This window comes from Enterococcus sp. M-BR2 (assembly GCF_056612775.1).
Map to the genome: position 1 here is coordinate 1 of NZ_JBWQXK010000001.1, position 22,411 is coordinate 22,411.

The following is a 22,411-nucleotide window of genomic DNA, read 5'->3' on the forward strand; positions in this document are numbered from 1 at the left end:
GTTCTGTTGCAAAGTTTTAAATCTACTATCAAATAAGGTAGAATAATAGAAAAAGCTAGCAGGAGGAATGACGATGAATCATTTTAAAGGAAAGCAATTTCAGCAGGATGTGATTATTGTAGCCGTGGGCTACTATCTTCGTTATAACCTTAGCTATCGTGAAGTTCAAGAAATCTTATATGATCGTGGCATTAACGTTTCTCATACGACGATTTATCGTTGGGTGCAAGAATATGGCAAACTACTCTATCAAATTTGGAAAAAGAAAAATAGAAAATCCTTTTATTCATGGAAAATGGATGAAACGTACATCAAAATTAAAGGAAAATGGCATTATTTGTATCGAGCCATCGATGCAGATGGTTTAACCTTGGATATTTGGTTATGTAAAAAACGGGACACACAAGCAGCCTATGCTTTTCTTAAGCGGTTAGTGAAGCAGTTTGATGAACCGAAGGTTGTAGTCACAGATAAAGCCCCCTCTATTACAAGTGCCTTTAAGAAACTAAAAGAATACGGCTTTTATCAAGGGACAGAACATCGTACCATTAAATACCTGAATAATTTGATTGAACAAGACCATCGTCCAGTAAAGAGACGCAATAAATTCTATCGAAGTTTACGCACTGGCTCTACCACGATTAAAGGCATGGAAGCCATTCGAGGATTATATAAGAAAACCCGAAAAGAAGGCACTCTCTTCGGGTTTTCGGTCTGTACTGAAATCAAGGTATTATTGGGAATCCCAGCTTAAATCATAGATACCGTAAGGGATTTTATTCTTTATTTAAAACTTTGCAACAGAACCAAGGTAGGTATTTTAGAAGATTGAATAGACAACACCGGGTTGTTTATAAGGTAGATGAAGATGAACACGTGGTTGAAATTTATTCAGCAAGGACGCATTACGAGTCACAGTAATTACTTGTAAATACATTATCTCGTGGTATAATGTATTTACTAAGTAATTACATACTGTTAGAAATGAGGGATTTAAATGATTACAAAAACAAGAAAACAAGGCAATTCAATCATGTTGACAGTACCTAAAGATTTTAATGTTCCTAATGGAGTCGAAGTTGAAGCAAAGTTGGTAGAGAATGGTATTCTTTATGAATTTGTTGAACCACAAAAAGAATTTTATGATTTTAGCGAAGATATTTTGTCTGATATAATTGCAGAAGGCTACGATAAAGATGAGATTCTTGTAGAATTTAAGAATAGAAAAAACAAAATGCATTCTTCCTTTAGAGATATTGCTGAAGATACACTTACTAATTCTAAAGTAATGACTAAAGAGGAGTTGGCAACAGAAATTGGCTTATGAAATCGTTCCTTCAAAACATGTCATTAAGTATTTAAAAAAGCTAAAAGAGAAGCCATTGAAAGAAAAATTTTTGAATTTAATTTATGATGAAATTGCGATTGATCCATATAAGGGTGAACAAAAAACTGGGGATTTATCAGGTATTTGGTCTAGTGGGTTCAAATATGCGGGCACAACATATAGAGTAGCTTATGAGATTATAGAAAACAAGGTTATTCCAGTATTGTTATGTGGAACGCATGAAAACTTTTATGAACAGTTGAAAAAATTAATCTAGTGATTTGTTGTCGTTCTTAAGAAGGACGGCTTCTTTTTTATCGAAAATCTGATTCGTCTACATGACTAAAGTCGCGAGTATTCTCTGCTTCTCGATAAAATTAAATAACGTCATTACTTTGAGGAAAGCTATAAATCAATATATTTCAGCTTTTCCTTATTTATGTACTACCTTTTACTTATTAATTATAAGGTAGTACATATATATCTTTTTTTTGGTAGTAACTAAAAATAAATATGTTATAATAGTATCAAATGAATATTGCTAAAAGAAAAGAGGTAGGAACGTGGTAGCGAAGAAATATGTAATCGGTAATTTTAAAGGTGGCGTAGGTAAAAGTACGTGCGCGCAAATGTTAGGGTTTGAATCAGCAGTTAATGAAGGAAAAAGAACCTTGATAATTGACTTGGATATGCAAGGAAATACTTCTGATGTGATGAACTTAACGCATATGAACTTCACTAACGAAGAAGGAGGCGGAGAAGGTGAACCGATTGTTTACGAAAATACTGTGACTGACGTGTTGATAAACAATCTTCCACCTAAAGAGGCTGTCTATAAAGTAATCAATAACCTCTATATACTTCCAGCAGACATGTCCTTTGAAATGTATGATGATTGGATCAAAGACCAATATAATGATTCATTATCCCAATTCAAATATATGAAAGAAAAGCTAGAACCATTATTTGATGAGTTTGACGTCATTTATTTAGATGTCCCACCTTCTATTTCTGTATATAGTAAATCCGCGATGTACATTGCGGACTGGGCAATCGTCGTCTTACAGACCCAAGTAAAATCGATGAGAAATGCGATGCAATATCTTGAGTATATGGACTTTTTTGTGAAAGAATTTGATACAAATTTATATGTTGCTGGTGTTATTCCTTTCATGTTGGAAAGCGGTGACGCAGTAGATCAGGAAATGTATAAACAAGCCCAAGAGATTTATGGGGAACATTTGATTAAAAATGTTGTACTCAAAAATGCGCGCTTAAAACGATACGACGGATCAGGTATTACGATGGAGAAGACAAAGAAAGGTCTCTTAAAACAATGGGATCGCAAAAGCCACGAATTATTTATCAGTATTTTGAAAGAATTGGAAGAACACGAGAATTGGTATGCGGAGGTGGAGTAATTGGCTGACATCAAAGGACTTGATATTTTTGGGAACAACAAAGGACTCGCCAAAATAAAAAAAGAAGCAGAAGCAAAGAAAAAGCAGCAAGCAATTACACCATCTGAAAATAAGCAATTAGAAGTGCACCAAGTTCAAGAAATAAAAACTTCCTCCAATGTTGAAAGACAGAGTAGAGGAAGAACAAAAAAAGTTGGCGCACCAATCAGAAAGTTTGATAAGGTTTATTCCACCAAGCATCCTTTAAAACTGTCGACTTTGTTAAATGCGACTTCCAGAGTTTTAGTAGAAAAGTATGAGACTAATATGACAAGAGATGAATTGCTTAGAAAAGCTTTAGATGAGTATATTAAACAGAATCTTACGCAAGAAGATAAGCAAGATTTGTTTAATGACGTGGTGAAAGAACTAGACTTGTTCAGAGAAAAATATCCAATTGTTCCAGAATTAGATGATCGTGGAGAAATAATAAGAACTACCAGTCAGATAAAACAAGATACCGAAGACTCACTGCGCAAAGGGTGGGGAATGAATAATAAAGTTAGATAATAATCAAAGAAGAACTAAGTAACTACCTTTAAACGGTAGTTACTTAGTTCTTCTTTGATTTGCGTGAAATAGAGGGGATTTATTTTTCTGGTTACGTGATTAAAAAATCCAAAAAATGAGCATAGGAACGGTTATGATTTTAGGGTGTGTTTTAATGAGATATTGTGATTTCATTAACAAGTGTATGATAATCTGTTGTTGAGTTAGTAAATAAGTAATAGAGCTAACTCTAAAATAAAACTATTAGGAGGAGATGTAGGTGAAAAAGTTTAAAAAGAAAATATATTTAGGATTGGTTGTTGGGGTGAGTATGTTTGGGTTCATGGCTCATACTAAACAAGTAACTGCAGATACTAACCAAAAAGAAAGGACTATGAGCCAATTAGATGACTCTCAAATAGAGTATGTACCCAATGAGCTAATTGTCAGTTTAAAGGCTACACAAAGAATTTCAACAGAGAAAAATAAACCGCAAAATTTATTGGGTGTAAAAGTTATGGTGGAAAAAGGTTTGACTCTTAGGACAAATGAAAGCGATTATAATAAGCGAGATCAAGTATTATTAGTGAAATTGAACGAAGAAATTAGTGTGAAAGGTTCTGTTGCAAAGTTTTAAATAAAGAATAAAATCCCTTACGGTATCTATGATTTAAGCTGGGATTCCCAATAATATCTTGATTTCAGTACAGACCGAAAACCCGAAGAGAGTGCTTTCTTTTCGGGTTTTCTTATATAATCCTCGGATGGCTTCCATGCCTTTAATCGTGGTAGAGGCAGTGCGTAAACTTCGATAGAATTTATTGCGTCTCTTTACTGGACGATGGTCTTGTTCAATCAAATTATTCAGGTATTTAATGGTACGATGTTCTGTCCCTTGATAAAAGCCGTATTCTTTTAGTTTCTTAAAGGCACTTGTAATAGAGGGGGCTTTATCTGTGACTACAACCTTCGGTTCATCAAACTGCTTCACTAACCGCTTAAGAAAAGCATAGGCTGCTTGTGTGTCCCGTTTTTTACGTAACCAAATATCCAAGGTTAAACCATCTGCATCGATGGCTCGATACAAATAATGCCATTTTCCTTTAATTTTGATGTACGTTTCATCCATTTTCCATGAATAAAAGGATTTTTTATTTTTCTTTTTCCAAATTTGATAGAGTAGTTTGCCATATTCTTGCACCCAACGATAAATCGTCGTATGAGAAACGTTAATGCCACGATCATATAAGATTTCTCGAACTTCACGATAGCTAAGGTTATAACGAAGATAGTAGCCCACGGCTACAATAATCACATCCTGCTGAAATTGCTTTCCTTTAAAATGATTCATCGTCATTCCTCCTGCTATCTTTTTCTATTATTCTACCTTATTTGATAGTAGATTTAAAACTTTGCAACAGAACCGTTTGAACCAATGGATGCAATCAGTACCTAAGCATCTATTCAAATCAATGACTTTTGATTGTGGAAAGGAATTTTCAAATTGGAAATCAATCAGTAATATCAATGATATTGATATCTATTTTGCAGATCCTGGTACACCATTACAAAGAGGGTTAAATGAAAACTCTAATGGTTTATTACGTAAAGATGGTTTACCAAAGCAAATGGATTTCAACGAAGTTGATGAATCTTTTATCCAATCTATTGCATCGAAAAGAAATAATATCCCTCGAAAATCATTAAACTATAAAACACCAATAGAAGTATTCTTGAGTCACATATGCAAAGAGGACTTGTCTAACTTAATTTGACAATTAATATAGGTAAAAACTATTATTAGAAAACTCAGGATGTGAACTGGGTTTTCTTTTTTCTTCAGTTAAGTTCCTAAAAGGAAAATTGACATTTTTTATCTTAAATGATTGAATAACATCATATCAATAACTGAAATGAGGGATGTTCCTTGTTAGTACGAGAAAAAATTAATGAATCGCCAAATTTAACAGAATTAGAGAAAACAATTGCGATGTATATTTTAGAAAATGAATCTGGTTTGAAGAATGAAAGCGCTCGAAGTATCGCGCAAAAATTATACGTTTCACCATCAACTATTATTCGCTTTTGTCAAAAAATTGGATTTGAAGGATACAATGATTTTAGAGAAGCGTTTTTAGAAGAGACTGCATATTTGAACCGCCATTTTAACGATATCGATCCCAATCGTCCATTCGTTAAGCATGATAATAATGAAATAATAACAAAAAAAATAGGTGCGCTATATCAGGAAACAATCGCAGACTCACTTTCCTTGATTGCTTCTAGTGATTTGGAAAAAGCGACAGAAATTATTTATAAAAGTGAAAATATTTTTATTTGTTCGGCTGGTGACACCATAGAAATGGGTCGGACATTTAGAAACAGAATGATTAAATTGGGAAGAAATGTCATTGTGGACGATCGCTTAGATAATCTTTTTTATGAAGCATGTAATGCTAGTACGACAGATTGTTTTATTTTAATCTCTTATTCTGGTGAGACGAGTCGTCTCTTAAGAATTGCAAATAAATTAAAGGAAAGAAAGATTGAGGCAATTGTTATTACTTCCTACGGTGAAAATTCATTGTCTAATTTATTTTCGTGTAAATTATATATATCCACACGAGAAACATTAGTGGATAATTTAGGGAATTTTAGCACGTTAATTTCTGTATCATTTATTTTAGATAGCCTGTATGCCTGTTATTTTTCAATGAATTATGAATCAAATGAACAAAAAAGAAGAAATAATTCTTCTGAATTTGAATATAAAAGAAAATCTCAAAATCCGCTTATTAACGATTAGTTAGTAAGTGGATTTTATTTTTTTGGAACAGTGTTGCGAAAAAATAATCGTAAACTGAATGAATTTCGCAACGCTGTGTAAAACGGTTTCAAATGTATTGTTTACCTATTAATAGCACGCTATATTCAAATTATCAAAAGAGAAAATGTTCTCTAAGGAGGAAAATAGCATGGGGTATAAAGAATTAGGAAAAGACATATTAGCAAATGTTGGTGGTTCTGAAAATGTAAGCAGTTTAGCGCATTGTGCAACACGACTTCGATTTAATTTAAAAGATGACAGTAAAGCAGATGAATCAGCTATTAGAAATCTTAAAGGTGTTGTAGGTGTAGTTAATCAGGGTGGTCAATTTCAAGTCATTATTGGTGGAGATGTAAAATTTGTATTTGCCGAAATCGATAAACTAGGAGATTTTTCCGCTTCTAAAGAAAGTAGTTCAGAAGCAAACAATAAAGGGATTGTATCAAAAGTTTTAGATACAATTGCGGGTATTTTTGTTCCAATTGTTCCGGCATTAACAGGTGCAGGGATGTTAAAAGCATTATTAGCTCTATTAGTCATGTTGGAATGGATGACACCAGAATCGCAAACCTATCAATTTTTAAATTTCATTGGTGATGCAGCCTTTTATTTTTTACCGGTCTTATTAGCTAGTTCTGCTGCAAAAAAATTCGGATGTAATCAGTACATTGCAATTACCTTAGGGGCAATTTTGTTACATCCGACTTTTACAGCAATGATTGAGGGTGCTAGAGAAACAGGTGAGTCCTTAGCTTTATTCGGATTACCTGTGACGTTAGCTAACTATGGTTCTTCTGTTATTCCGATTATTTTAGCTATTTGGTTTATGTCATATATCGAGCCGATTATCGATAAATTGATGCCCAATGCTGTTCGAATATTTATGACGCCTCTGTTAACATTGTTGATTGTTGCACCAATTACCTTAATTGTGATTGGTCCTTTGGGTACATTCTTAGGTAATGGGTTAGGGTCACTTATTGAATTTGTTAATACGTATGCAAGTTGGTTGGTTCCATTACTTGTGGGTGCATTTACTCCATTACTTGTGATGACAGGTATGCATTACGGTTTAATTCCAATCGGTATTAATATGTTAGCAACATCTGGATTTGATACTGTTGCTGGTCCAGGTATGATGGTTTCCAATATTGCTCAGGGTGGTGCTGCCTTAGCAGTTGCCTTTAGAACAAAACAACTTTCTGTCAAACAATTAGCTGTTTCTTCAGGTCTGTCTGCTGTTATGGGAATTACTGAACCAGCTTTATACGGAATTAATATGCGATTCAAAAAGCCGTTAATTGCTTCAATGGTAGGTGGTGGAGCAGCGGGACTATTTATTGGAATCATGGGTGTCGGTCGATATGCTCAAGTTGCTCCTGGCATTCCTGCGTTACCAAGTTTCTTTGGGGAAAAAGGACTATCAAATTTTATTTACGCAGCGATTGGTTGTGCGATTGCATTTGTTGTCGGTTTTATTGCTTCATTCATTTTAGGTATTGATGAAGAGACTGAGGAAGTAAAAGAAGATACGAGCGAGATTCCAGTAAATATTGCAAGTGACAATATTGTTTCACCAATGAATGGCGCGATTGTTGCTTTGTCAAACGTAAGTGATCCAGTATTTTCGAGTGGCGCATTAGGTGAAGGGATTGCTATTTTACCATCAGATGGAAAAGTTTATGCGCCTGTAGATGGCAAAATTTCTGCAACGTTTGATAGTAATCATGCAATTGGTCTTTTGAGTGATCATGGGGCAGAAATTTTAATTCATGTTGGTTTAGATACTGTGACTTTAAAAGGAAATGGGTTTAAAAGACATGTTTCAGCTGGGCAAAGAGTCTCAAAAGGTGAATTATTGTTGGAGGCAGATTTAGATATTATTAAGAAAAATAATTTAGAAGAGGTCACTATGATTGTTATCACGAATTCAAATGATTTTTCAGAAATTATACCAACGAATACGTCTTCAATTAAAGTAGGCGAGACATTAATTGACGTCTCTTCACTGGACTAGAAGGAGGAAATTTTTATGAGTTTTCCAAAAGATTTTTTATGGGGCGGTGCGACAGCAGCCAATCAAATTGAAGGTGCTTATTTAGAGGATGGAAAAGGACTTAGTACAGCAGATTTAATGGTCTTAGGTTCTCGAGGAAAGAAAAGAGAAATCACAGAAACTGTTGAAAAAGGAAAATATTATCCTACGCATCAAGCGATTGATCACTATCATCGCTATGAGGAAGATATTGCATTGTTTGCAGAAATGGGCTTTAAATGTTACCGTCTATCATTTGCATGGACAAGAATTTTCCCAAATGGAGATGAGACAGTCCCTAATCAAAAAGGGTTAGCATTTTATGATAAAGTCATTGATTTGTGTTTATCATATGGTATCGAACCATTAGTGACATTATCCCATTTTGAAACACCAATGGGATTAAAAAAATATGGTTTTTGGGAAAATCGAAAAGTAGTTGATTTTTTTGCAAACTATGCAGAAACAGTTTTCAAGCATTTTAAAGGACGTGTCAAATATTGGTTAACGTTTAATGAAATCAATGTAATGTCTACCATGCCATGGAATGCTGGAGGGATATCTTTGTATGCCAATGAAGAACAAAAGATGATTGCTGCCTATCATCAACTTTTAGCAAGTGCGAAAGCTGTTCAACTCGGACATGAAATTGATGCCGAAAATCAAATTGGTTTAATGTATGCAGGACATTTTTCTTATCCCAATAGTCCAGATCCAGATGATATTCAAGGGAATGAAGAATTCCAGCAAAAAATGTTATTTTATGTAGATGTGCAATGCCGTGGGGTTTACCCAAATTATAAATTAAAAGAACTAGAACGGCAACAGATTACATTACCTGTACAAGATGGTGATGCAGATATTCTAAAAGCTGGAACAGTTGATTATATTACATTCAGTTATTATTTGACACATGTTTGTGGGAAAGAAACTAAAGGGATATTAAAAGGCTTGAACGGTTTGGAAACTGGCTATAAAAATCCTTATATTGAACGTTCTGAATGGGGATGGGGAATTGATCCCAAAGGTCTACGATATGCACTGAACTTCTTATATAATCGTTATCAATTACCAGTTATGGTGGTTGAAAATGGCTTAGGTGCGATTGATAAAATTGAACCAGATGGTACAATTCAAGATGATTATCGTATTGAATATCTTCGTAGTCACCTTGTTGAAATGAAAAAAGCTATCGAGTTAGATGGCGTACCAGTTATGGGCTATACTGCATGGGGACCAATTGATTTAATTGCAGCAAGTACAGGCGAAATGGCAAAACGTTATGGATTTATTTATGTTGATTTGGATGATGAAGGCAATGGTACAAATGACCGAATAAAAAAGAAATCATTTGACTGGTATAAAGAAGTTATTGACACAAATGGTGAAAATTTATCGATTTAAATAAGGGGAATTGAAGATGAAAAAATTAACTTTGCTGGTTATGTTGCTTGGAACAATTTTGTTGGGCGCATGTTCTCAAAATACTTCATCAAGTTCGACTACAAATACAACTGAATCGAATGAAGAAAAAAATGTGACACTTTACATCTTTAGACATGGAGAAACAATGTTAAATATTACTGATCGAGTACAAGGTTGGTCAGATGCCATTCTCACACCAGAAGGGGAGAAAGTTGTGCAAGATGCAGGAGTTAAATTAAGCCATCTTTCCTTTGATGCAGCATATAGTAGCGATAGTGGACGTTCTGTTCAAACAGCTGAATTGTTACTGACAGAAAACCAAGGTGCAGCTGATTTAAATGTACAAACTGACAAACGGTTAAGAGAGTTCAATTTTGGTAGTTATGAAGGTGAGCTTAATGATGATGTTATGATTCATGATGTAGCAGAGTACCATAATACAACAGCAGAGGAGTATACAAAGAATGGAGTAAATCCTAAAGAATATGCAGATACTGTTGCACTATTGGATAAAGAACGAATGAAAGATATAGAGGGGAATTGGCCCGCCGAGACCTATGAACAAATTACTTCTCGTCTGAAAGAAGCGATAGGTAAAATTGCTAATGATGCGATAGACAATGGGGATAAAAAAGTCTTGATTGTTACACATGGATTAAGTATTCGTGCATTAATCGATGCATTATTTAATGAATTAGATGCTACGGTAGGAATGAAAAATGCAAGTGTAACAACAATTCAATACGATGATGAAAATTTTGAATTAGGAACAGTCAATGACACTGAATATACAGATATTAAATAAACAGAGGGTGAATACAGATGAAGCATCTATTTATAGATAGCGAGTATTGCAGTATGGGACGTTGGATTGTACTAGTTACTGCAAAAAAATTAGGTATGTCTTATTATGACGATGCAAAATTGTTACAATCAATTAATGACTCTGAACTTAATAACAAAGTAAATACATTAACCAAAGAACTAAAAGTGACCTCTCAAACTTTTGAAGATATTCGTTTAAATGAAGACTTCAAAACTATTCAATATGCATTTAATCGAGAAATTGAGAAAGTTCTTATGGATGGACCTAGTATTATTCATGAACGTGGAGATAAAAAACACCTAGAGCGGAAGAATAATTGTTTATCTGTACTGATTTATAATTCTTCCGTTGACGCCAAACGTCCAAGAGTAAAATTAGATGAACTATACAAGAATGGACATTTTTCAGATACACAACTAGAGCATATCTTAAATCAAGAAGACCAAGCGAGACGATTATATAAAAATGCTTGTTATAATCAGAATGTTTGGGGGAATAAAGAATATTATGATTTATGTTTAAACACAGCATTTCTTTCAAAAGAGCAATGTGTCGAAATTCTTGTCGCAGCACTATCAGAAAAAACAGTAGATAAAGAAGAATTTAATCAAATTGTATTGGATGTTTTTGGTGCTGTTGAAAAATAAAAAACAATAAGGAGGATTTTCTCCTTATTATTTTTTTAGGAAGGAGAGACTATTTTGAAGGGACTATTATATTTCTTCGTTATTATATTAGCTAATACAATCGGTTCAGTTTCTGGCATGGGAGGAGGCGTGATTATCAAACCCGTCCTAGATTTTTTTGCATTGGATTCGGTTGTAGCTATTTCATTTTATTCAACGGTTGCAGTATTTGTAATGTCAATTGTTTCAACTACTAGGCAAATTCAAAATGGCATAGAATTAAAGTGGAAAAAAGTTATATGGTTATCTTTAGGAGCAATTATTGGTGGAATCATCGGAAGTGCATTATTTGAAGAGCTACTACGTTTATTTAGTCAAGATACTGTGCAGTTAGTTCAAATTGTCTTAACCATAGGGACATTAGTATTCGCTTTCCTTTATACTCGATTTAATTGGGAGTCATTTGAATTGCAGTCATCTATTTGGTATGTGATTTGCGGATTAGTATTAGGGTTTACTGCAAGTTTGTTAGGAATCGGCGGTGGGCCAATCAATGTTTCGTTATTAATGTTGCTGTTTGCAATGCCTATCAAAGATGCAACAGTTTATTCTATTTGTACAATTTTATTCTCACAACTGTCAAAAATAACTACAATAGCTCTGACAACAGGTTTTGCACGATATGATTTATCAATTTTATTGTTCGTAATTCCAGCAGCAATCTTAGGTGGGTTAATAGGAGCAAAAGCCAGTGCACTGTTTTCTCCTCGAAAAGTTGTAGTTATTTTTCAAGGAGTCATTATTATTGTTCTATTAATTAATATTTATAATGGCATAGTAGTAATTTATAAATAAGTTGTTAAAAAATTGTGAGAAACCTTATGTTATCTATATGAAAGGATGATAACATAAAGTTTCTCTTTTAAGTCACTGAATTTTTTGTCATTTCTTGATTACTAAATCCTGAATAATTCATACCGATAAAAAAATGATCTGTTGCTCTAAATTTTACCGGAATTTATATTTTTTATTCCGTCTCAGAACCCAACAGATTAAAAAATCCGAACTGTTTAGGTAAACAGCTGCGGTTCAGCCAAATTTGGGCGCACTCGTTCCTTGAAGCACAATATAATTTTTAAAATTGGGATTTATTTACCAGCAGAGCTGCTGGATATTTCCGAGGACTTGATAAAATAAGCCCTGATGTACATGATAAGAACTGAGTTTCAGCAGCAGTCTACGTCCTGTTCGAACGAGTTTACCTGCGACCTTGAATAGTTTTAATCGGATTGTGTCCACCTGCATGCTGGCCGATCCCTGTGTGAAACAAAGCGTACGCATAAAGTTAACGATGTTGTAAGCCAACAGGCTTACCATCATGCGAGCGTGATTTTCTAAAAAGGAAGGGCTATCGGTCTTATCGAAATAAAAGCCATTCTTCGCTTCTTTAATGAAGTTTTCCATGGTGCCGCGTTTACAGTAAGTCCGAAAGACTGTTTCCGCAGAGACATTATTGGAGTAATTGGTGACGATGTATTCATGTCGGAATAGAAGTTCATCAGCTTCCCGTGTTGATTTAATGCAGACTCGGCGTTCTTTGGACCAACTTTTTGCTTGATAGGATGTTGAAGAATAAACAACTTCTTTTTTATCCCAAGGGTGGTTATCGTCAATCTGAATAAAGCTTTCCGCAATTTTTGAAAGGTTACGGTTCGCCTTTAAGCGGATCACAAAGAAGCTGTCATAAGCTTCACAGAGATCGTAAAGTTCCGGTGTAGCGAACCCGCTATCTCCACGGACGAGAATATTGCTGACAGAAACCACTTGGTTATAATGCTCAAAAAGAGGCTCCATAAATGTCCCAACGCCATTAGACGTGTAGACATTGCCAGAACGAAGTTCTGCTTTTAAGAAATCTCCCGTCAAACCATCAAATGCGACTAACGGATGGTATCCATTGGTTCGATAATGAGCATTGTAATCAGTGTTTTCTTGATCTCCGTAAGTATCAGAATGGGTTGAATCCAAGTCAAAGATCATTTCTGTCGTATTTCTTGCCGACCGTACTTTATCAATCATGGCTTGGTTAAGATCTTGCAACTGAGAAATATTTTCTTCGCTTATGCGATCCCAGAATCGGGAAATCGAAGACTGCGAGGCAAGCCTGGACTTATCCAAAATCACCTTGAATATAGGGTCTTGCTTCAATATATTTGCGGAGGAATCGGTCGAATAGCCAGCGATATTTTGATAAATCAACTGCTCCATCAAAGAAAAATTGTCATGGATATGATAGAGACGTTTGTCCTCTATTCCCAAGTATTGCTTAGAAAGATCGGAGAAATTAAGAGACTCCATAAATTCTTTGACGAGAACCAATCCAGAATCGGTGGACAAATTTCCACCTGTGTTTGAAATCGTCAGTTTAGAGTTGAATTATACCTTTTTTTCGTGTAATGTAGCCATTGAGAGAGCCCCTTTCTATGGTTTTAGTGTGGTAACTTAACCATATCAGATTGGGGTTCTTTTTGTACACCCAAAGGGTGCTTATCGAACAAGTGAAAAATGCTATTGCAGCAAGGTTATTTGTAGTTTCCTGAAATTTTATGAATTATTCAGGTTTATTTATGAAATAATTAACAGGAGGTAAACTTAATGGACCCAAAGAAAAGAGAATTAAAGAGATTATTGTATACTCGAGTTTCAGAAATTATCAGTAGTGATGAGAACTGGGAACTTGATCCTAATCTGAGGTATGAAATGTCCATGTGTTTGAGTGTATTAAAAAAATTGAAAGGAGATAATATTGAGTAGGTACGAATAATCTTATTTAAAGAAAAAATGCATAAGAGGATGACTTATGCATTTTTTCAATTTAATTATCTTGAAGAATATGAAATAGAAGCGAAATATCGTTCGTTGACGTAACTCCAATTAAATTTGCTTTTGAAGTATCTACGCGTTTTTGCAATTTAGGAATAATGTTATTTTGCGTGATGACAATATTAGCTTGGTTAATAGCATCTTGTAATTGGGTGTCCGTTAAATCAGCAAGATCTATATTTTCAACTGTTGCATTTGTATTAACTTTGAGTTCTTTTAAATAAAATAGGCAAGAACTTTCCCGACATTCTAAAAAAAGAATGTTTTTTTTGTGTGATTCAGAATAGGAGAATAATTGATTGTAAGCGATACTGGATAAAAGAATCTCTTCGACATCAAGGCCAGAAGCTACAATTTCATCAACCGTTTTTTTAATAGTAGAAAGGTAGGCATCATTTTTAAAATAATTTTTTACTGAACTCTCATCGATGACTTTCGTTCCAATACCTTTTCCCATTATTAATAATCCCTCATCTTGTAATTGTGAATAGGCGTTTTGGATAGTGTTTTTATTAATAGATAGCTGTTTACCTAGTTGAATAGTTGTAGGTAAGAAATCTCCTGACTTAAGAAACTGTTTTGCAATTAAAATTTTTAATTGAGTCTTAATTTGAGTGTTAATGGACAGAGGTAAATTTGTATCAATATTTAAAGGTAACTGTTCGTGTTTCATTTGAGAAACCAACTTTCTTTTGATAAGTATATATGAATATAGTAATGAATAAACAATGCAAGGTCAAGAAAGAAAGCATCTTCTTGACAACTAGCAACTTTTAATAGTAAAATATGCATAACCTATTATACTAGTTTAATAGTGTATAGGGTTAGAGGAGGATATTATGACTAAATTAAAAATTTTATGGAGTGGAACAACAAAAGGAGATGGCAAAGTAATTAGTGAAGCAGGGGAAATACCTATTGCAATTCCAGACCACCTTCAAGGATCAGGAAATGGTTTAGATCCTAAGACTCTATTAATCTCATCAGCAGCTACTTGTTTTTTCATGACATTTAAACATTTGATTGAGGCTAGAAAATTACCAGTAACTGATTTCTCAATGGAATCGGCGGCTCCCGAAATGAAAAATGGCAATTTAACCATTACACATTATCCAGAACTTGTTTTATCTCAAGAAGCGAGTGACGAGGATGTAGATAGTATTAAAAGAGCAATCGAAGCTGCAGATAAATCCTGTGCGGTTGGAAATTTGTTAAAAGCGGCAGGTTCTGAAATTTTAATTGAGCCTCATTTTACAAAGAGTAAGTAGTTAATTAAAGGCAGATTCAGTAGAAATTATTGAGTCTGCCTTTAATTCTAGTTTTATATAATATGAAATTAAAAGACTTTCTATTAATGGAGGAGAGAAACAATGAAGATAGTTATTGTAGGTGGTGTTGCAGGTGGAATGTCTGCTGCAACCAGATTACGGAGATTAAATGAAAATGCAGAAATTATTGTATTTGAAAAAGGTCCGTATGTATCATTTGCCAATTGTGGATTGCCTTATCATATATCAGGTGAAATTGAAAAAAGAGAACAGCTTTTAGTTCAGACAACAACAGGTTTGAATAATCGTTTTAATATTGATGTTCGTCCAAATCATGAAGTGATTCAGATTGATAGAGACAATAAAAGAATTATGTTTGATCATAATCAAAAAGCTGGTGTAGAAACCTATGATTATCTAATTTTATCAACAGGAGCAAGTCCGATTACACCTCAAATTAAAGGAATCGAAGATAGTGAACATATCTTTACTTTACGGAGTATTCCTGATTTGGATCGAATAATGGATCAGGTACAACAAAATCCGAAGCATGCAGTAGTTGTTGGTGCTGGTTTTATCGGGTTAGAGGTTGCTGAAAATTTAGCAAAAAAAGGTCTTTCTGTTTCGTTAGTAGAAAAAGCACCACAAGTTTTGCCACCACTAGATGAAGAGATGGCTAGTTTTATACAAAATGAAGTAACATCAAAAAATATTGATGTCTATACGTCAAATTCAGTTGTTGAGTTCAAAGATGAGGGACAGACCATTGTCTTGGAGAATGGAGAGGAATTATCATCTGATTTAACTATTTTATCAATTGGTGTTCAACCCGAAAGTTCATTAGCAAAACAAGCAGGGATTAAAACAGGTCTAGGTGATGGCATTCTTGTAAATGAAAATTATCAAACAAGCGATGCTAATATCTATGCGGTTGGAGATGCGATTATTGTCAAACAACAAATCACCAATCAAGAGACACTGATTCCGCTAGCTTCTCCAGCGAATAGACAGGGGCGACAAGTGGCGGATATTATTTCAGGTCAAACAAGAAAAAATAAAGGAAGTATCGGTACATCAATTGTTCGCGTGTTTGGTTTAACTGCTGCTTCAACTGGTTTGAATGAGAGAAATGCTAAGCAAGCACAATTACCGATATCTGTTCTTCATATTAGCGGAAAAAATCATGCTGGTTATTTTCCAAATGCAACAGATATTCATTTGAAATTGATTTTTCATTCAGAAACAGGAGAAATATATGGTGCACAAGCAATTGGGCAAGAGGGTGTCGATAAACGGATTGATGTGATTGCAACTGCGATAAAAGGTGGTTTATCGGTATTTGACTTACCAGAGCTAGAATTAACTTATGCACCACCATTTGGTTCAGCAAAAGATCCTGTAAATATGGCAGGCTATGCTGCCATTAATTTAATTGAGGGGACTAGCGAATCTGTCCAATGGTACGAACTAGAAGATGAATTGAATAAAGGGAAAATATTATTGGATGTGCGTAATGACCAAGAGTTAAGAAATGGTCAGTTCAGTCATTCCATCCATATTCCACTTGATAATTTGAGAGATGAAATTCATCAACTAGATAAAAAGAAAGAATATATCGTGAGTTGTCATAGTGGGTTAAGAAGTTATATTGCAGAAAGAATTTTAAAACAAAACGGCTTTAGTGTTAAAAATTTAGATGGTGCTTTCGCTTTATACCGAAATATTTATCCCGATAAATTAATTTATAATAAAAAATAAGGAGCTTATCTATAATGGAAGAATTAACGAATAAAAATTTTGATGAAATCATTGCGAAAGATGTCTATGTTGTAGATTTTTGGGCAGCTTGGTGTGGTCCTTGTAAAATGCAAGCACCTATTTTAGAAAAAATGGAAAAAGATTATGACAGTTCAAATGTACATTTTGTTAAAGTAAATGTTGATGAACAACCAGAGCTTGCTACAAAATTTCATATTCAGAGTATCCCTACAATCCTTTTCTTTTCTAATGGGCAGCAAGTTGATCGCGTAGTTGGAGTGAATTCGGAAGAAGATTTAAAAGAAATCATCAAAGATATTTGCTAATTTGAATCTAGAAACAAAATAAGAGACTTCATGTTTGCTCTTGCTAACTTGAAGTCTCTTGATTATTAAAAAAAATGGATATAAATAGAAGGAGAAAAATGGAAACTATTGAACAATTATCAGAATTAACAAGCAAAATTTCGACAAAGCAATTACAAGCAGTCTTTATTTTTTCAAAAACATGTAGTGTCTGCTTTGCAGATAAAAAGACTGTCGAAGTAATCAGTAAAAGACATGATTTGCCAGTTTATCTAATTGAAGCAGAGAAAAGTCCAGAAATTATCGGACAATTAAATGGATTCTCAGCACCGACACTCATTCTATTTTATGAAGGAAAAGAAATTCATCGACAAGTAAAGATTATTAATTTTACGGAAGCCGAACGAAGAATTACACAGTTTAGAAAATTGTCAAAAGCAGATAATACATTCTAATTAGAGGATTTGTATTTTTCGCCAAAAACCCACATTTCTGTAATCACAGCTTCCAGTTCCCACCCAATTTCTGTTAAGGTATATTCTGTTTTTACCCCCCCAGAATTTAAAATATCTTTTTTAATGAGACCTCTTTGCTCCATGTTTTTTAAATGTTGAGAAAGAACTTTATTAGAAATACCACTTAATGATTGGCTAATCTCGCTAAAACGTTTTGTACCTTGAAGGAGTTCTCTCATTATTAATATCTTCCAACGATCTCCAATCAACAAAGCAGTAGTTTCGACAGGACATTCAGGTAATTCATATAACTTTAGTTCACTCATAAGGACCTCCTTGGTTACTTTAAAGAAACTAGTTTTTATCAAAGAAATTACTTACAATTATTGTAGGGTATAAAATTATAAAAGAAAAGAGGAAGATACAATGAATATAGGAATTATTGGAGCAACTGGTAATTTGGGAAAAATTTTGACAGAAAAGTTTATCAATGAAGGTATTGAACCTACGGCAATCATTCGAAATAAGAATAAGATGCATATTACTATTCCTACCATTGTGAAAGATTTGTATGAACTAACAACAGAAGATATTAAGAATTTCGATATTGTGATAAATGCATTTAATGCACCAGTAGATGAGCCTGAACAATTTATTACTTCTATGAAGCATTTAATTTCTATTTTTAAACACACTGATACTTGCTTAATGATTGCTGGAGGTGCAGGGATTCTAGCTGTGTCAGAAGATACATTATTAGTCGAGACTCCTGATGTTCCAGAAGAATTTAAACCAATCGCTGAAGCGGAAGTTGACGCATATCGTTTGCTAGAGAATGAACAATCATTTGACTGGATGTATATGGCACCAGCAGCTTTAATGACCACGGATCTACCTTATAAAGGAGTACATCATTTTTCAGGTGATAAACTTGGAGTGAATGAAGAGGGTCAAAGTGAGATTAGCTATGAAGACTATGCAGAAGCATTTGTAGAAAAAGCATTACATCCACAAAATCACCAGATTATTGGCGTATATTCATAAAAAATAATATATCGTATATAGTCAATTAACCAAAGTGAATGATCACTTTGGTTTTTTGTCATAATTGTAAAGTGTGTACTAGATAGAAAATTACTACCTATTTCTTTTTAAGCAATTTTATTTACTATTCATTATAAGTATGATAAATTAATTTTGGTTTTGTGATTACAAAAGTAAACAGAAAGGAGTGAAAAGGTAATCAAAAAACTTATAATAAAAATAATACTTTTAACCTGAATAATTCATACCGTATGATTTGTCAAATTAAGCTAGAATAAAATGCTTCTTGTACATAGCTCAAAAATATTTCGATTGGTGTTCTGTAATTCAATGATTTTCTTGGAATATGATTACGTTGATTGCTGACACTGGAAATACATGTCTGATTCACTTCTCTAAAATCCATTGATTTCGGCAGTCCATTACGACGCAGAATCCCGTTAGAATTCTCGTTTAATGGGCGTTGAGAAGGTGTTCCAGGGTCCGCAAAATATATATCAATATCATGTTGGTTACTAATGGCTTTCCAGTTAGAAAATTCTTTTCCACAGTCAAACGTAATAGATTTAAAGAAGTTTTTAGGGAAGCGAGAAAACCATTGATTAAGGGCAGTTTCAATATCTAATGCCTTACGGCCGTTGGGTTTAATCGTGATAATGACTTTAGATAATCTTTCAACTAAAGTAATGACGGCACTTTTATGATGAATGCCAACGATCGTATCACCTTCAAGGTGACCAAACTCAGAATTGAAATCAGGATAATTATCAGGTCGATCATGGATTGAGCGCTGATACTGTTGTTTTCCCCGTTTTTCCTGATGGCCATTGGGTTTTCTTTTACCTTTCATCGGTAGTGTGTCAATATCAAATATTTCTTTAGAAAATAAACGATAAAGTGTTCTCATACCGCATGAAACAGGCCTTTCTTTTCGCCCGATAATGACGTCAGGCGTCCAACCAAGAGTGACTTTCTCTTTAATGTAATCTACTTCATGAGCAGGTAATTGAATGACTTTTCTACCACATTTTTTCTTATTTTCTTTATACTGGTGCCAATAATCAAGAGCAGTCTTGCCTTGCTTGAACTTATTGACTACATTATAAATAGTTTGTATAGCACGTCCCATTCGGTTAGCGATTTCAACCGGCTTATTATGTTGAAGATAATATGATTCTATCATTGTCAGTTCGTCTATGGTAAGATGTTTGTAGGTCATTTATGGTTACACTCCTTTGTTTTCTTTCGTCGGAAATACAATTTGAGTGTACCATAAATGCCTTTTTATTTTTCTAACTTAATTTTACAATTCGCGCCGATAAAAAAATGATCTGTTGCTCTAAATTTTACCGGAATTTATATTTTTTATTCCGTCTCAGAACCCAACAGATTAAAAAATCCGAACTGTTTAGGTAAACAGCTGCGGTTCAGCCAAATTTGGGCGCACTCGTCCCTTGAAGCACAATATAATTTTTAAAATTGGGATTTATTTACCAGCAGAGCTGCTGGATATTTCCGAGGACTTGATAAAATAAGCCCTGATGTACATGATAAGAACTGAGTTTCAGCAGCAGTCTACGTCCTGTTCGAACGAGTTTACCTGCGACCTTGAATAGTTTTAATCGGATTGTGTCCACCTGCATGCTGGCCGATCCCTGTGTGAAACAAAGCGTACGCATAAAGTTAACGATGTTGTAAGCCAACAGGCTTACCATCATGCGAGCGTGATTTTCTAAAAAGGAAGGGCTATCGGTCTTATCGAAATAAAAGCCATTCTTCGCTTCTTTAATGAAGTTTTCCATGGTGCCGCGTTTACAGTAAGTCCGAAAGACTGTTTCCGCAGAGACATTATTGGAGTAATTGGTGATGATGTATTCATGTCGGAATAGAAGTTCATCAGCTTCCCGTGTTGATTTAATGCAGACTCGGCGTTCTTTGGACCAACTTTTTGCTTGATAGGATGTTGAAGAATAAACAACTTCTTTTTTATCCCAAGGGTGGTTATCGTCAATCTGAATAAAGCTTTCCGCAATTTTTGAAAGGTTACGGTTCGCCTTTAAGCGGATCACAAAGAAGCTGTCATAAGCTTCACAGAGATCGTAAAGTTCCGGTGTAGCGAACCCGCTATCTCCACGGACGAGAATATTGCTGACAGAAACCACTTGGTTATAATGCTCAAAAAGAGGCTCCATAAATGTCCCAACGCCATTAGACGTGTAGACATTGCCAGAACGAAGTTCTGCTTTTAAGAAATCTCCCGTCAAACCATCAAATGCGACTAACGGATGGTATCCATTGGTTCGATAATGAGCATTGTAATCAGTGTTTTCTTAATCTCCGTAAGTATCAGAATGGGTTGAATCCAAGTCAAAGATCATTTCTGTCGTATTTCTTGCCGACCGTACTTTATCAATCATGGCTTGGTTAAGATCTTGCAACTGAGAAATATTTTCTTCGCTTATGCGATCCCAGAATCGGGAAATCGAAGACTGCGAGGCAAGCCTGGACTTATCCAAAATCACCTTGAATATAGGGTCTTGCTTCAATATATTTGCGGAGGAATCGGTCGAATAGCCAGCGATATTTTGATAAATCAACTGCTCCATCAAAGAAAAATTGTCATGGATATGATAGAGACGTTTGTCCTCTATTCCCAAGTATTGCTTAGAAAGATCGGAGAAATTAAGAGACTCCATAAATTCTTTGACGAGAACCAATCCAGAATCGGTGGACAAATTTCCACCTGTGTTTGAAATCGTCAGTTTAGAGTTGAATTATACCTTTTTTTCGTGTAATGTAGCCATTGAGAGAGCCCCTTTCTATGGTTTTAGTGTGGTAACTTAACCATATCAGATTGGGGTTCTTTTTGTACACCCAAAGGGTGCTTATCGAACAAGTGAAAAATGCTATTGCAGCAAGGTTATTTGTAGTTTCCTGAAATTTTATGAATTATTCAGGATAAATTTTATTTAATAGTGAAGTTATGAAATGTAATATATATAAATGCTTGAACACATGGAAAAAATCACGAATAAAAAAATTAATATATTTCTATTTGAAAGAGGTACTCTATGTAGTACTTCTTTCAAATTTTGCTATGGATAAGCTGATTTAATTCATATAGATGAAGTAAGTAAATTACTAAAATTAAAATAGGAGCAGACAATCTCATTTTTATTTTCTTGCAAACTATGTATGCTTAGAGCTCTTTGTGATATTTACTGTTATGTAATTTTTGTCTAATAAGTATTTATAGGAGTCTCAAATATTTATTAAGGATAATTCTATAAAATGAAAAAATCTCATTCATATTTTGATTATAATTTTGAATTGATTATAGTTTGTGACTCTTATCAAATTAAAAATATAGATTTACATAATAATAAAGGCGTTATAAATGCATAGCTATTTCTAAAATATGTTAGTAAATTCCAATAGGTCATATTTGAAATAATCGTATTTAATGGAATGTCAGATAGATTTTTAAAAAGTAGAAGTGAAGAAACTCTATAAACCAAAAATGTTATATTGTCTATTTAAATTATATGAGTACTTCAGTAATCACGATTTCAAAAAAATATATATAACTAAATAACATAAAACAGATTAAAATAATATTTAAAATCATTTAATAATAAAAGATATGAGCAAGTGTTGAGAAAATGAATTATATTTGCTACAAT

The 22,411-nt window shown here is 34.0% G+C and carries 23 protein-coding genes and 3 pseudogenes; 20 read left to right on the top strand and 6 right to left on the bottom strand.

All coding sequences use genetic code 11. The annotated features are described in order from the left end of the window. Positions 1-73 precede the first annotated feature (73 nt). From AC1F25_RS12345 to AC1F25_RS12375, 7 genes and pseudogenes are all read left to right on the top strand, one after another. Complete coding sequence (locus AC1F25_RS12345; RefSeq protein WP_162781378.1) at positions 74-754, top strand: IS6-like element IS1216 family transposase; 681 nt, start codon at positions 74-76, stop codon at positions 752-754. A gap of 53 nt (positions 755-807) precedes the next feature. Continuing rightward, positions 808-921 (top strand): annotated as a pseudogene (locus AC1F25_RS12350) (Txe/YoeB family addiction module toxin); the annotation flags it as partial. 76 nt (positions 922-997) lie between these two features. After that, positions 998-1,327, top strand: coding sequence for an AbrB/MazE/SpoVT family DNA-binding domain-containing protein (locus AC1F25_RS12355; protein ID WP_002292678.1), 330 nt, complete (start codon positions 998-1,000; stop codon positions 1,325-1,327). Continuing rightward, positions 1,317-1,604 (top strand): type II toxin-antitoxin system RelE/ParE family toxin, encoded by a 288-nt coding sequence (locus AC1F25_RS12360; protein WP_002300557.1) that lies wholly within the window; start codon positions 1,317-1,319, stop codon positions 1,602-1,604. Before AC1F25_RS12355 ends, AC1F25_RS12360 begins: the two co-directional genes overlap by 11 nt. A 286-nt stretch (positions 1,605-1,890) precedes the next feature. Beyond that, positions 1,891-2,748, top strand: coding sequence for a ParA family protein (locus AC1F25_RS12365; RefSeq protein ID WP_002292680.1), 858 nt, complete (start codon positions 1,891-1,893; stop codon positions 2,746-2,748). Beyond that, on the top strand, positions 2,749-3,297 hold the full coding sequence (locus tag AC1F25_RS12370) for a hypothetical protein (protein ID WP_002292681.1): 549 nt from the start codon (positions 2,749-2,751) through the stop codon (positions 3,295-3,297). Between the two features lie 259 nt (positions 3,298-3,556). Further along, positions 3,557-3,913 (top strand): hypothetical protein, encoded by a 357-nt coding sequence (locus AC1F25_RS12375; RefSeq protein ID WP_010829770.1) that lies wholly within the window; start codon positions 3,557-3,559, stop codon positions 3,911-3,913. Between the two features lie 33 nt (positions 3,914-3,946). On the opposite strand, the gene AC1F25_RS12380 is transcribed toward AC1F25_RS12375, so the two are convergent. After that, positions 3,947-4,627 (bottom strand): IS6-like element IS1216 family transposase, encoded by a 681-nt coding sequence (locus tag AC1F25_RS12380; protein ID WP_010829761.1) that lies wholly within the window; start codon positions 4,625-4,627, stop codon positions 3,947-3,949. A gap of 67 nt (positions 4,628-4,694) precedes the next feature. On the opposite strand from AC1F25_RS12380, the pseudogene AC1F25_RS12385 reads away from it, so the two are divergent. From AC1F25_RS12385 to AC1F25_RS12415, 7 genes and pseudogenes are all read left to right on the top strand, one after another. Continuing rightward, positions 4,695-5,051: pseudogene (locus AC1F25_RS12385) on the top strand (IS30 family transposase); the annotation flags it as partial. A gap of 152 nt (positions 5,052-5,203) precedes the next feature. Next, a complete protein-coding gene (locus tag AC1F25_RS12390) occupies positions 5,204-6,082 on the top strand; it encodes a MurR/RpiR family transcriptional regulator (RefSeq protein ID WP_010829759.1) in 879 nt (292 codons plus the stop codon). A 169-nt stretch (positions 6,083-6,251) separates the two neighbouring features. Next, the gene (locus AC1F25_RS12395) at positions 6,252-8,120 is read left to right on the top strand and encodes a beta-glucoside-specific PTS transporter subunit IIABC (RefSeq protein ID WP_479994375.1); all 1,869 of its coding nucleotides are present in this window, start codon (positions 6,252-6,254) and stop codon (positions 8,118-8,120) included. A 15-nt stretch (positions 8,121-8,135) separates the two neighbouring features. After that, positions 8,136-9,542 (top strand): glycoside hydrolase family 1 protein, encoded by a 1,407-nt coding sequence (locus AC1F25_RS12400; RefSeq protein ID WP_010829757.1) that lies wholly within the window; start codon positions 8,136-8,138, stop codon positions 9,540-9,542. Positions 9,543-9,558: 16 nt separating this feature from the next. Further along, a complete protein-coding gene (locus tag AC1F25_RS12405; RefSeq protein ID WP_479994376.1) occupies positions 9,559-10,368 on the top strand; it encodes a histidine phosphatase family protein in 810 nt (269 codons plus the stop codon). A gap of 17 nt (positions 10,369-10,385) precedes the next feature. Next, positions 10,386-11,036: a cytidylate kinase family protein gene (locus tag AC1F25_RS12410; RefSeq protein WP_010829755.1), complete on the top strand. Its 651-nt coding sequence runs from the start codon at positions 10,386-10,388 to the stop codon at positions 11,034-11,036. Between the two features lie 54 nt (positions 11,037-11,090). Then, the gene (locus AC1F25_RS12415; protein ID WP_010829754.1) at positions 11,091-11,870 is read left to right on the top strand and encodes a sulfite exporter TauE/SafE family protein; all 780 of its coding nucleotides are present in this window, start codon (positions 11,091-11,093) and stop codon (positions 11,868-11,870) included. 297 nt (positions 11,871-12,167) lie between these two features. Here AC1F25_RS12415 and AC1F25_RS12420 read toward each other — a convergent pair whose 3' ends face one another. Beyond that, a complete protein-coding gene (locus tag AC1F25_RS12420; RefSeq protein WP_479994381.1) occupies positions 12,168-13,439 on the bottom strand; it encodes an IS1380 family transposase in 1,272 nt (423 codons plus the stop codon). 231 nt (positions 13,440-13,670) lie between these two features. Here AC1F25_RS12420 and AC1F25_RS12425 point away from each other — a divergent pair, with 231 nt between their 5' ends. Beyond that, positions 13,671-13,829: a hypothetical protein gene (locus tag AC1F25_RS12425; RefSeq protein WP_165356730.1), complete on the top strand. Its 159-nt coding sequence runs from the start codon at positions 13,671-13,673 to the stop codon at positions 13,827-13,829. A gap of 61 nt (positions 13,830-13,890) precedes the next feature. Here the strand turns inward: AC1F25_RS12425 and AC1F25_RS12430 are convergent, their stop codons facing one another. Continuing rightward, the gene (locus tag AC1F25_RS12430; RefSeq protein WP_130040751.1) at positions 13,891-14,571 is read right to left on the bottom strand and encodes a GntR family transcriptional regulator; all 681 of its coding nucleotides are present in this window, start codon (positions 14,569-14,571) and stop codon (positions 13,891-13,893) included. Positions 14,572-14,737: 166 nt separating this feature from the next. On the opposite strand from AC1F25_RS12430, the gene AC1F25_RS12435 reads away from it, so the two are divergent. The 4 genes from AC1F25_RS12435 (at position 14,738) to AC1F25_RS12450 (ending at position 17,684) form a co-directional block, all read left to right on the top strand. After that, on the top strand, positions 14,738-15,166 hold the full coding sequence (locus AC1F25_RS12435) for an OsmC family protein (RefSeq protein WP_130040752.1): 429 nt from the start codon (positions 14,738-14,740) through the stop codon (positions 15,164-15,166). Between the two features lie 102 nt (positions 15,167-15,268). Next, the gene (locus AC1F25_RS12440; protein ID WP_130040753.1) at positions 15,269-16,924 is read left to right on the top strand and encodes an FAD-dependent oxidoreductase; all 1,656 of its coding nucleotides are present in this window, start codon (positions 15,269-15,271) and stop codon (positions 16,922-16,924) included. A 14-nt stretch (positions 16,925-16,938) separates the two neighbouring features. Further along, complete coding sequence (gene trxA / locus AC1F25_RS12445; RefSeq protein ID WP_130040754.1) at positions 16,939-17,250, top strand: thioredoxin; 312 nt, start codon at positions 16,939-16,941, stop codon at positions 17,248-17,250. 98 nt (positions 17,251-17,348) lie between these two features. Then, positions 17,349-17,684, top strand: coding sequence for a thioredoxin family protein (locus AC1F25_RS12450; RefSeq protein ID WP_411246237.1), 336 nt, complete (start codon positions 17,349-17,351; stop codon positions 17,682-17,684). On the opposite strand, the gene AC1F25_RS12455 is transcribed toward AC1F25_RS12450, so the two are convergent. Next, on the bottom strand, positions 17,681-18,010 hold the full coding sequence (locus tag AC1F25_RS12455) for a winged helix-turn-helix transcriptional regulator (RefSeq protein ID WP_130040756.1): 330 nt from the start codon (positions 18,008-18,010) through the stop codon (positions 17,681-17,683). The two genes, AC1F25_RS12450 and AC1F25_RS12455, sit on opposite strands and share 4 nt — an antisense overlap. Positions 18,011-18,110: 100 nt before the next feature. On the opposite strand from AC1F25_RS12455, the gene AC1F25_RS12460 reads away from it, so the two are divergent. Beyond that, complete coding sequence (locus AC1F25_RS12460) at positions 18,111-18,728, top strand: NAD(P)-dependent oxidoreductase (RefSeq protein WP_130040757.1); 618 nt, start codon at positions 18,111-18,113, stop codon at positions 18,726-18,728. Between the two features lie 259 nt (positions 18,729-18,987). Here AC1F25_RS12460 and AC1F25_RS12465 read toward each other — a convergent pair whose 3' ends face one another. Further along, the gene (locus AC1F25_RS12465; protein ID WP_479994377.1) at positions 18,988-19,947 is read right to left on the bottom strand and encodes an IS30-like element IS6770 family transposase; all 960 of its coding nucleotides are present in this window, start codon (positions 19,945-19,947) and stop codon (positions 18,988-18,990) included. Between the two features lie 271 nt (positions 19,948-20,218). Beyond that, a pseudogene (locus tag AC1F25_RS12470) lies at positions 20,219-21,490 on the bottom strand (IS1380 family transposase). Positions 21,491-22,411 lie beyond the last annotated feature (921 nt).

Excerpts from the sequence above, each read along its gene's own strand:
- AC1F25_RS12355 (WP_002292678.1), top strand. The coding sequence starts at position 998 with ATGATTACAAAAACAAGAAAACAAGGCAATTCAATCATGTTGACAGTA.
- AC1F25_RS12440 (WP_130040753.1), top strand. The coding sequence starts at position 15,269 with ATGAAGATAGTTATTGTAGGTGGTGTTGCAGGTGGAATGTCTGCTGCA.
- AC1F25_RS12345 (WP_162781378.1), top strand. The coding sequence starts at position 74 with ATGAATCATTTTAAAGGAAAGCAATTTCAGCAGGATGTGATTATTGTA.
- AC1F25_RS12435 (WP_130040752.1), top strand. The coding sequence starts at position 14,738 with ATGACTAAATTAAAAATTTTATGGAGTGGAACAACAAAAGGAGATGGC.
- AC1F25_RS12380 (WP_010829761.1), bottom strand. The coding sequence starts at position 4,627 with ATGAATCATTTTAAAGGAAAGCAATTTCAGCAGGATGTGATTATTGTA.
- AC1F25_RS12425 (WP_165356730.1), top strand. The coding sequence starts at position 13,671 with ATGGACCCAAAGAAAAGAGAATTAAAGAGATTATTGTATACTCGAGTT.
- AC1F25_RS12465 (WP_479994377.1), bottom strand. The coding sequence starts at position 19,947 with ATGACCTACAAACATCTTACCATAGACGAACTGACAATGATAGAATCA.
- AC1F25_RS12430 (WP_130040751.1), bottom strand. The coding sequence starts at position 14,571 with ATGAAACACGAACAGTTACCTTTAAATATTGATACAAATTTACCTCTG.
- AC1F25_RS12395 (WP_479994375.1), top strand. The coding sequence starts at position 6,252 with ATGGGGTATAAAGAATTAGGAAAAGACATATTAGCAAATGTTGGTGGT.
- AC1F25_RS12450 (WP_411246237.1), top strand. The coding sequence starts at position 17,349 with ATGGAAACTATTGAACAATTATCAGAATTAACAAGCAAAATTTCGACA.
- AC1F25_RS12410 (WP_010829755.1), top strand. The coding sequence starts at position 10,386 with ATGAAGCATCTATTTATAGATAGCGAGTATTGCAGTATGGGACGTTGG.
- AC1F25_RS12460 (WP_130040757.1), top strand. The coding sequence starts at position 18,111 with ATGAATATAGGAATTATTGGAGCAACTGGTAATTTGGGAAAAATTTTG.
- AC1F25_RS12400 (WP_010829757.1), top strand. The coding sequence starts at position 8,136 with ATGAGTTTTCCAAAAGATTTTTTATGGGGCGGTGCGACAGCAGCCAAT.
- AC1F25_RS12455 (WP_130040756.1), bottom strand. The coding sequence starts at position 18,010 with ATGAGTGAACTAAAGTTATATGAATTACCTGAATGTCCTGTCGAAACT.
- AC1F25_RS12405 (WP_479994376.1), top strand. The coding sequence starts at position 9,559 with ATGAAAAAATTAACTTTGCTGGTTATGTTGCTTGGAACAATTTTGTTG.
- trxA (WP_130040754.1), top strand. The coding sequence starts at position 16,939 with ATGGAAGAATTAACGAATAAAAATTTTGATGAAATCATTGCGAAAGAT.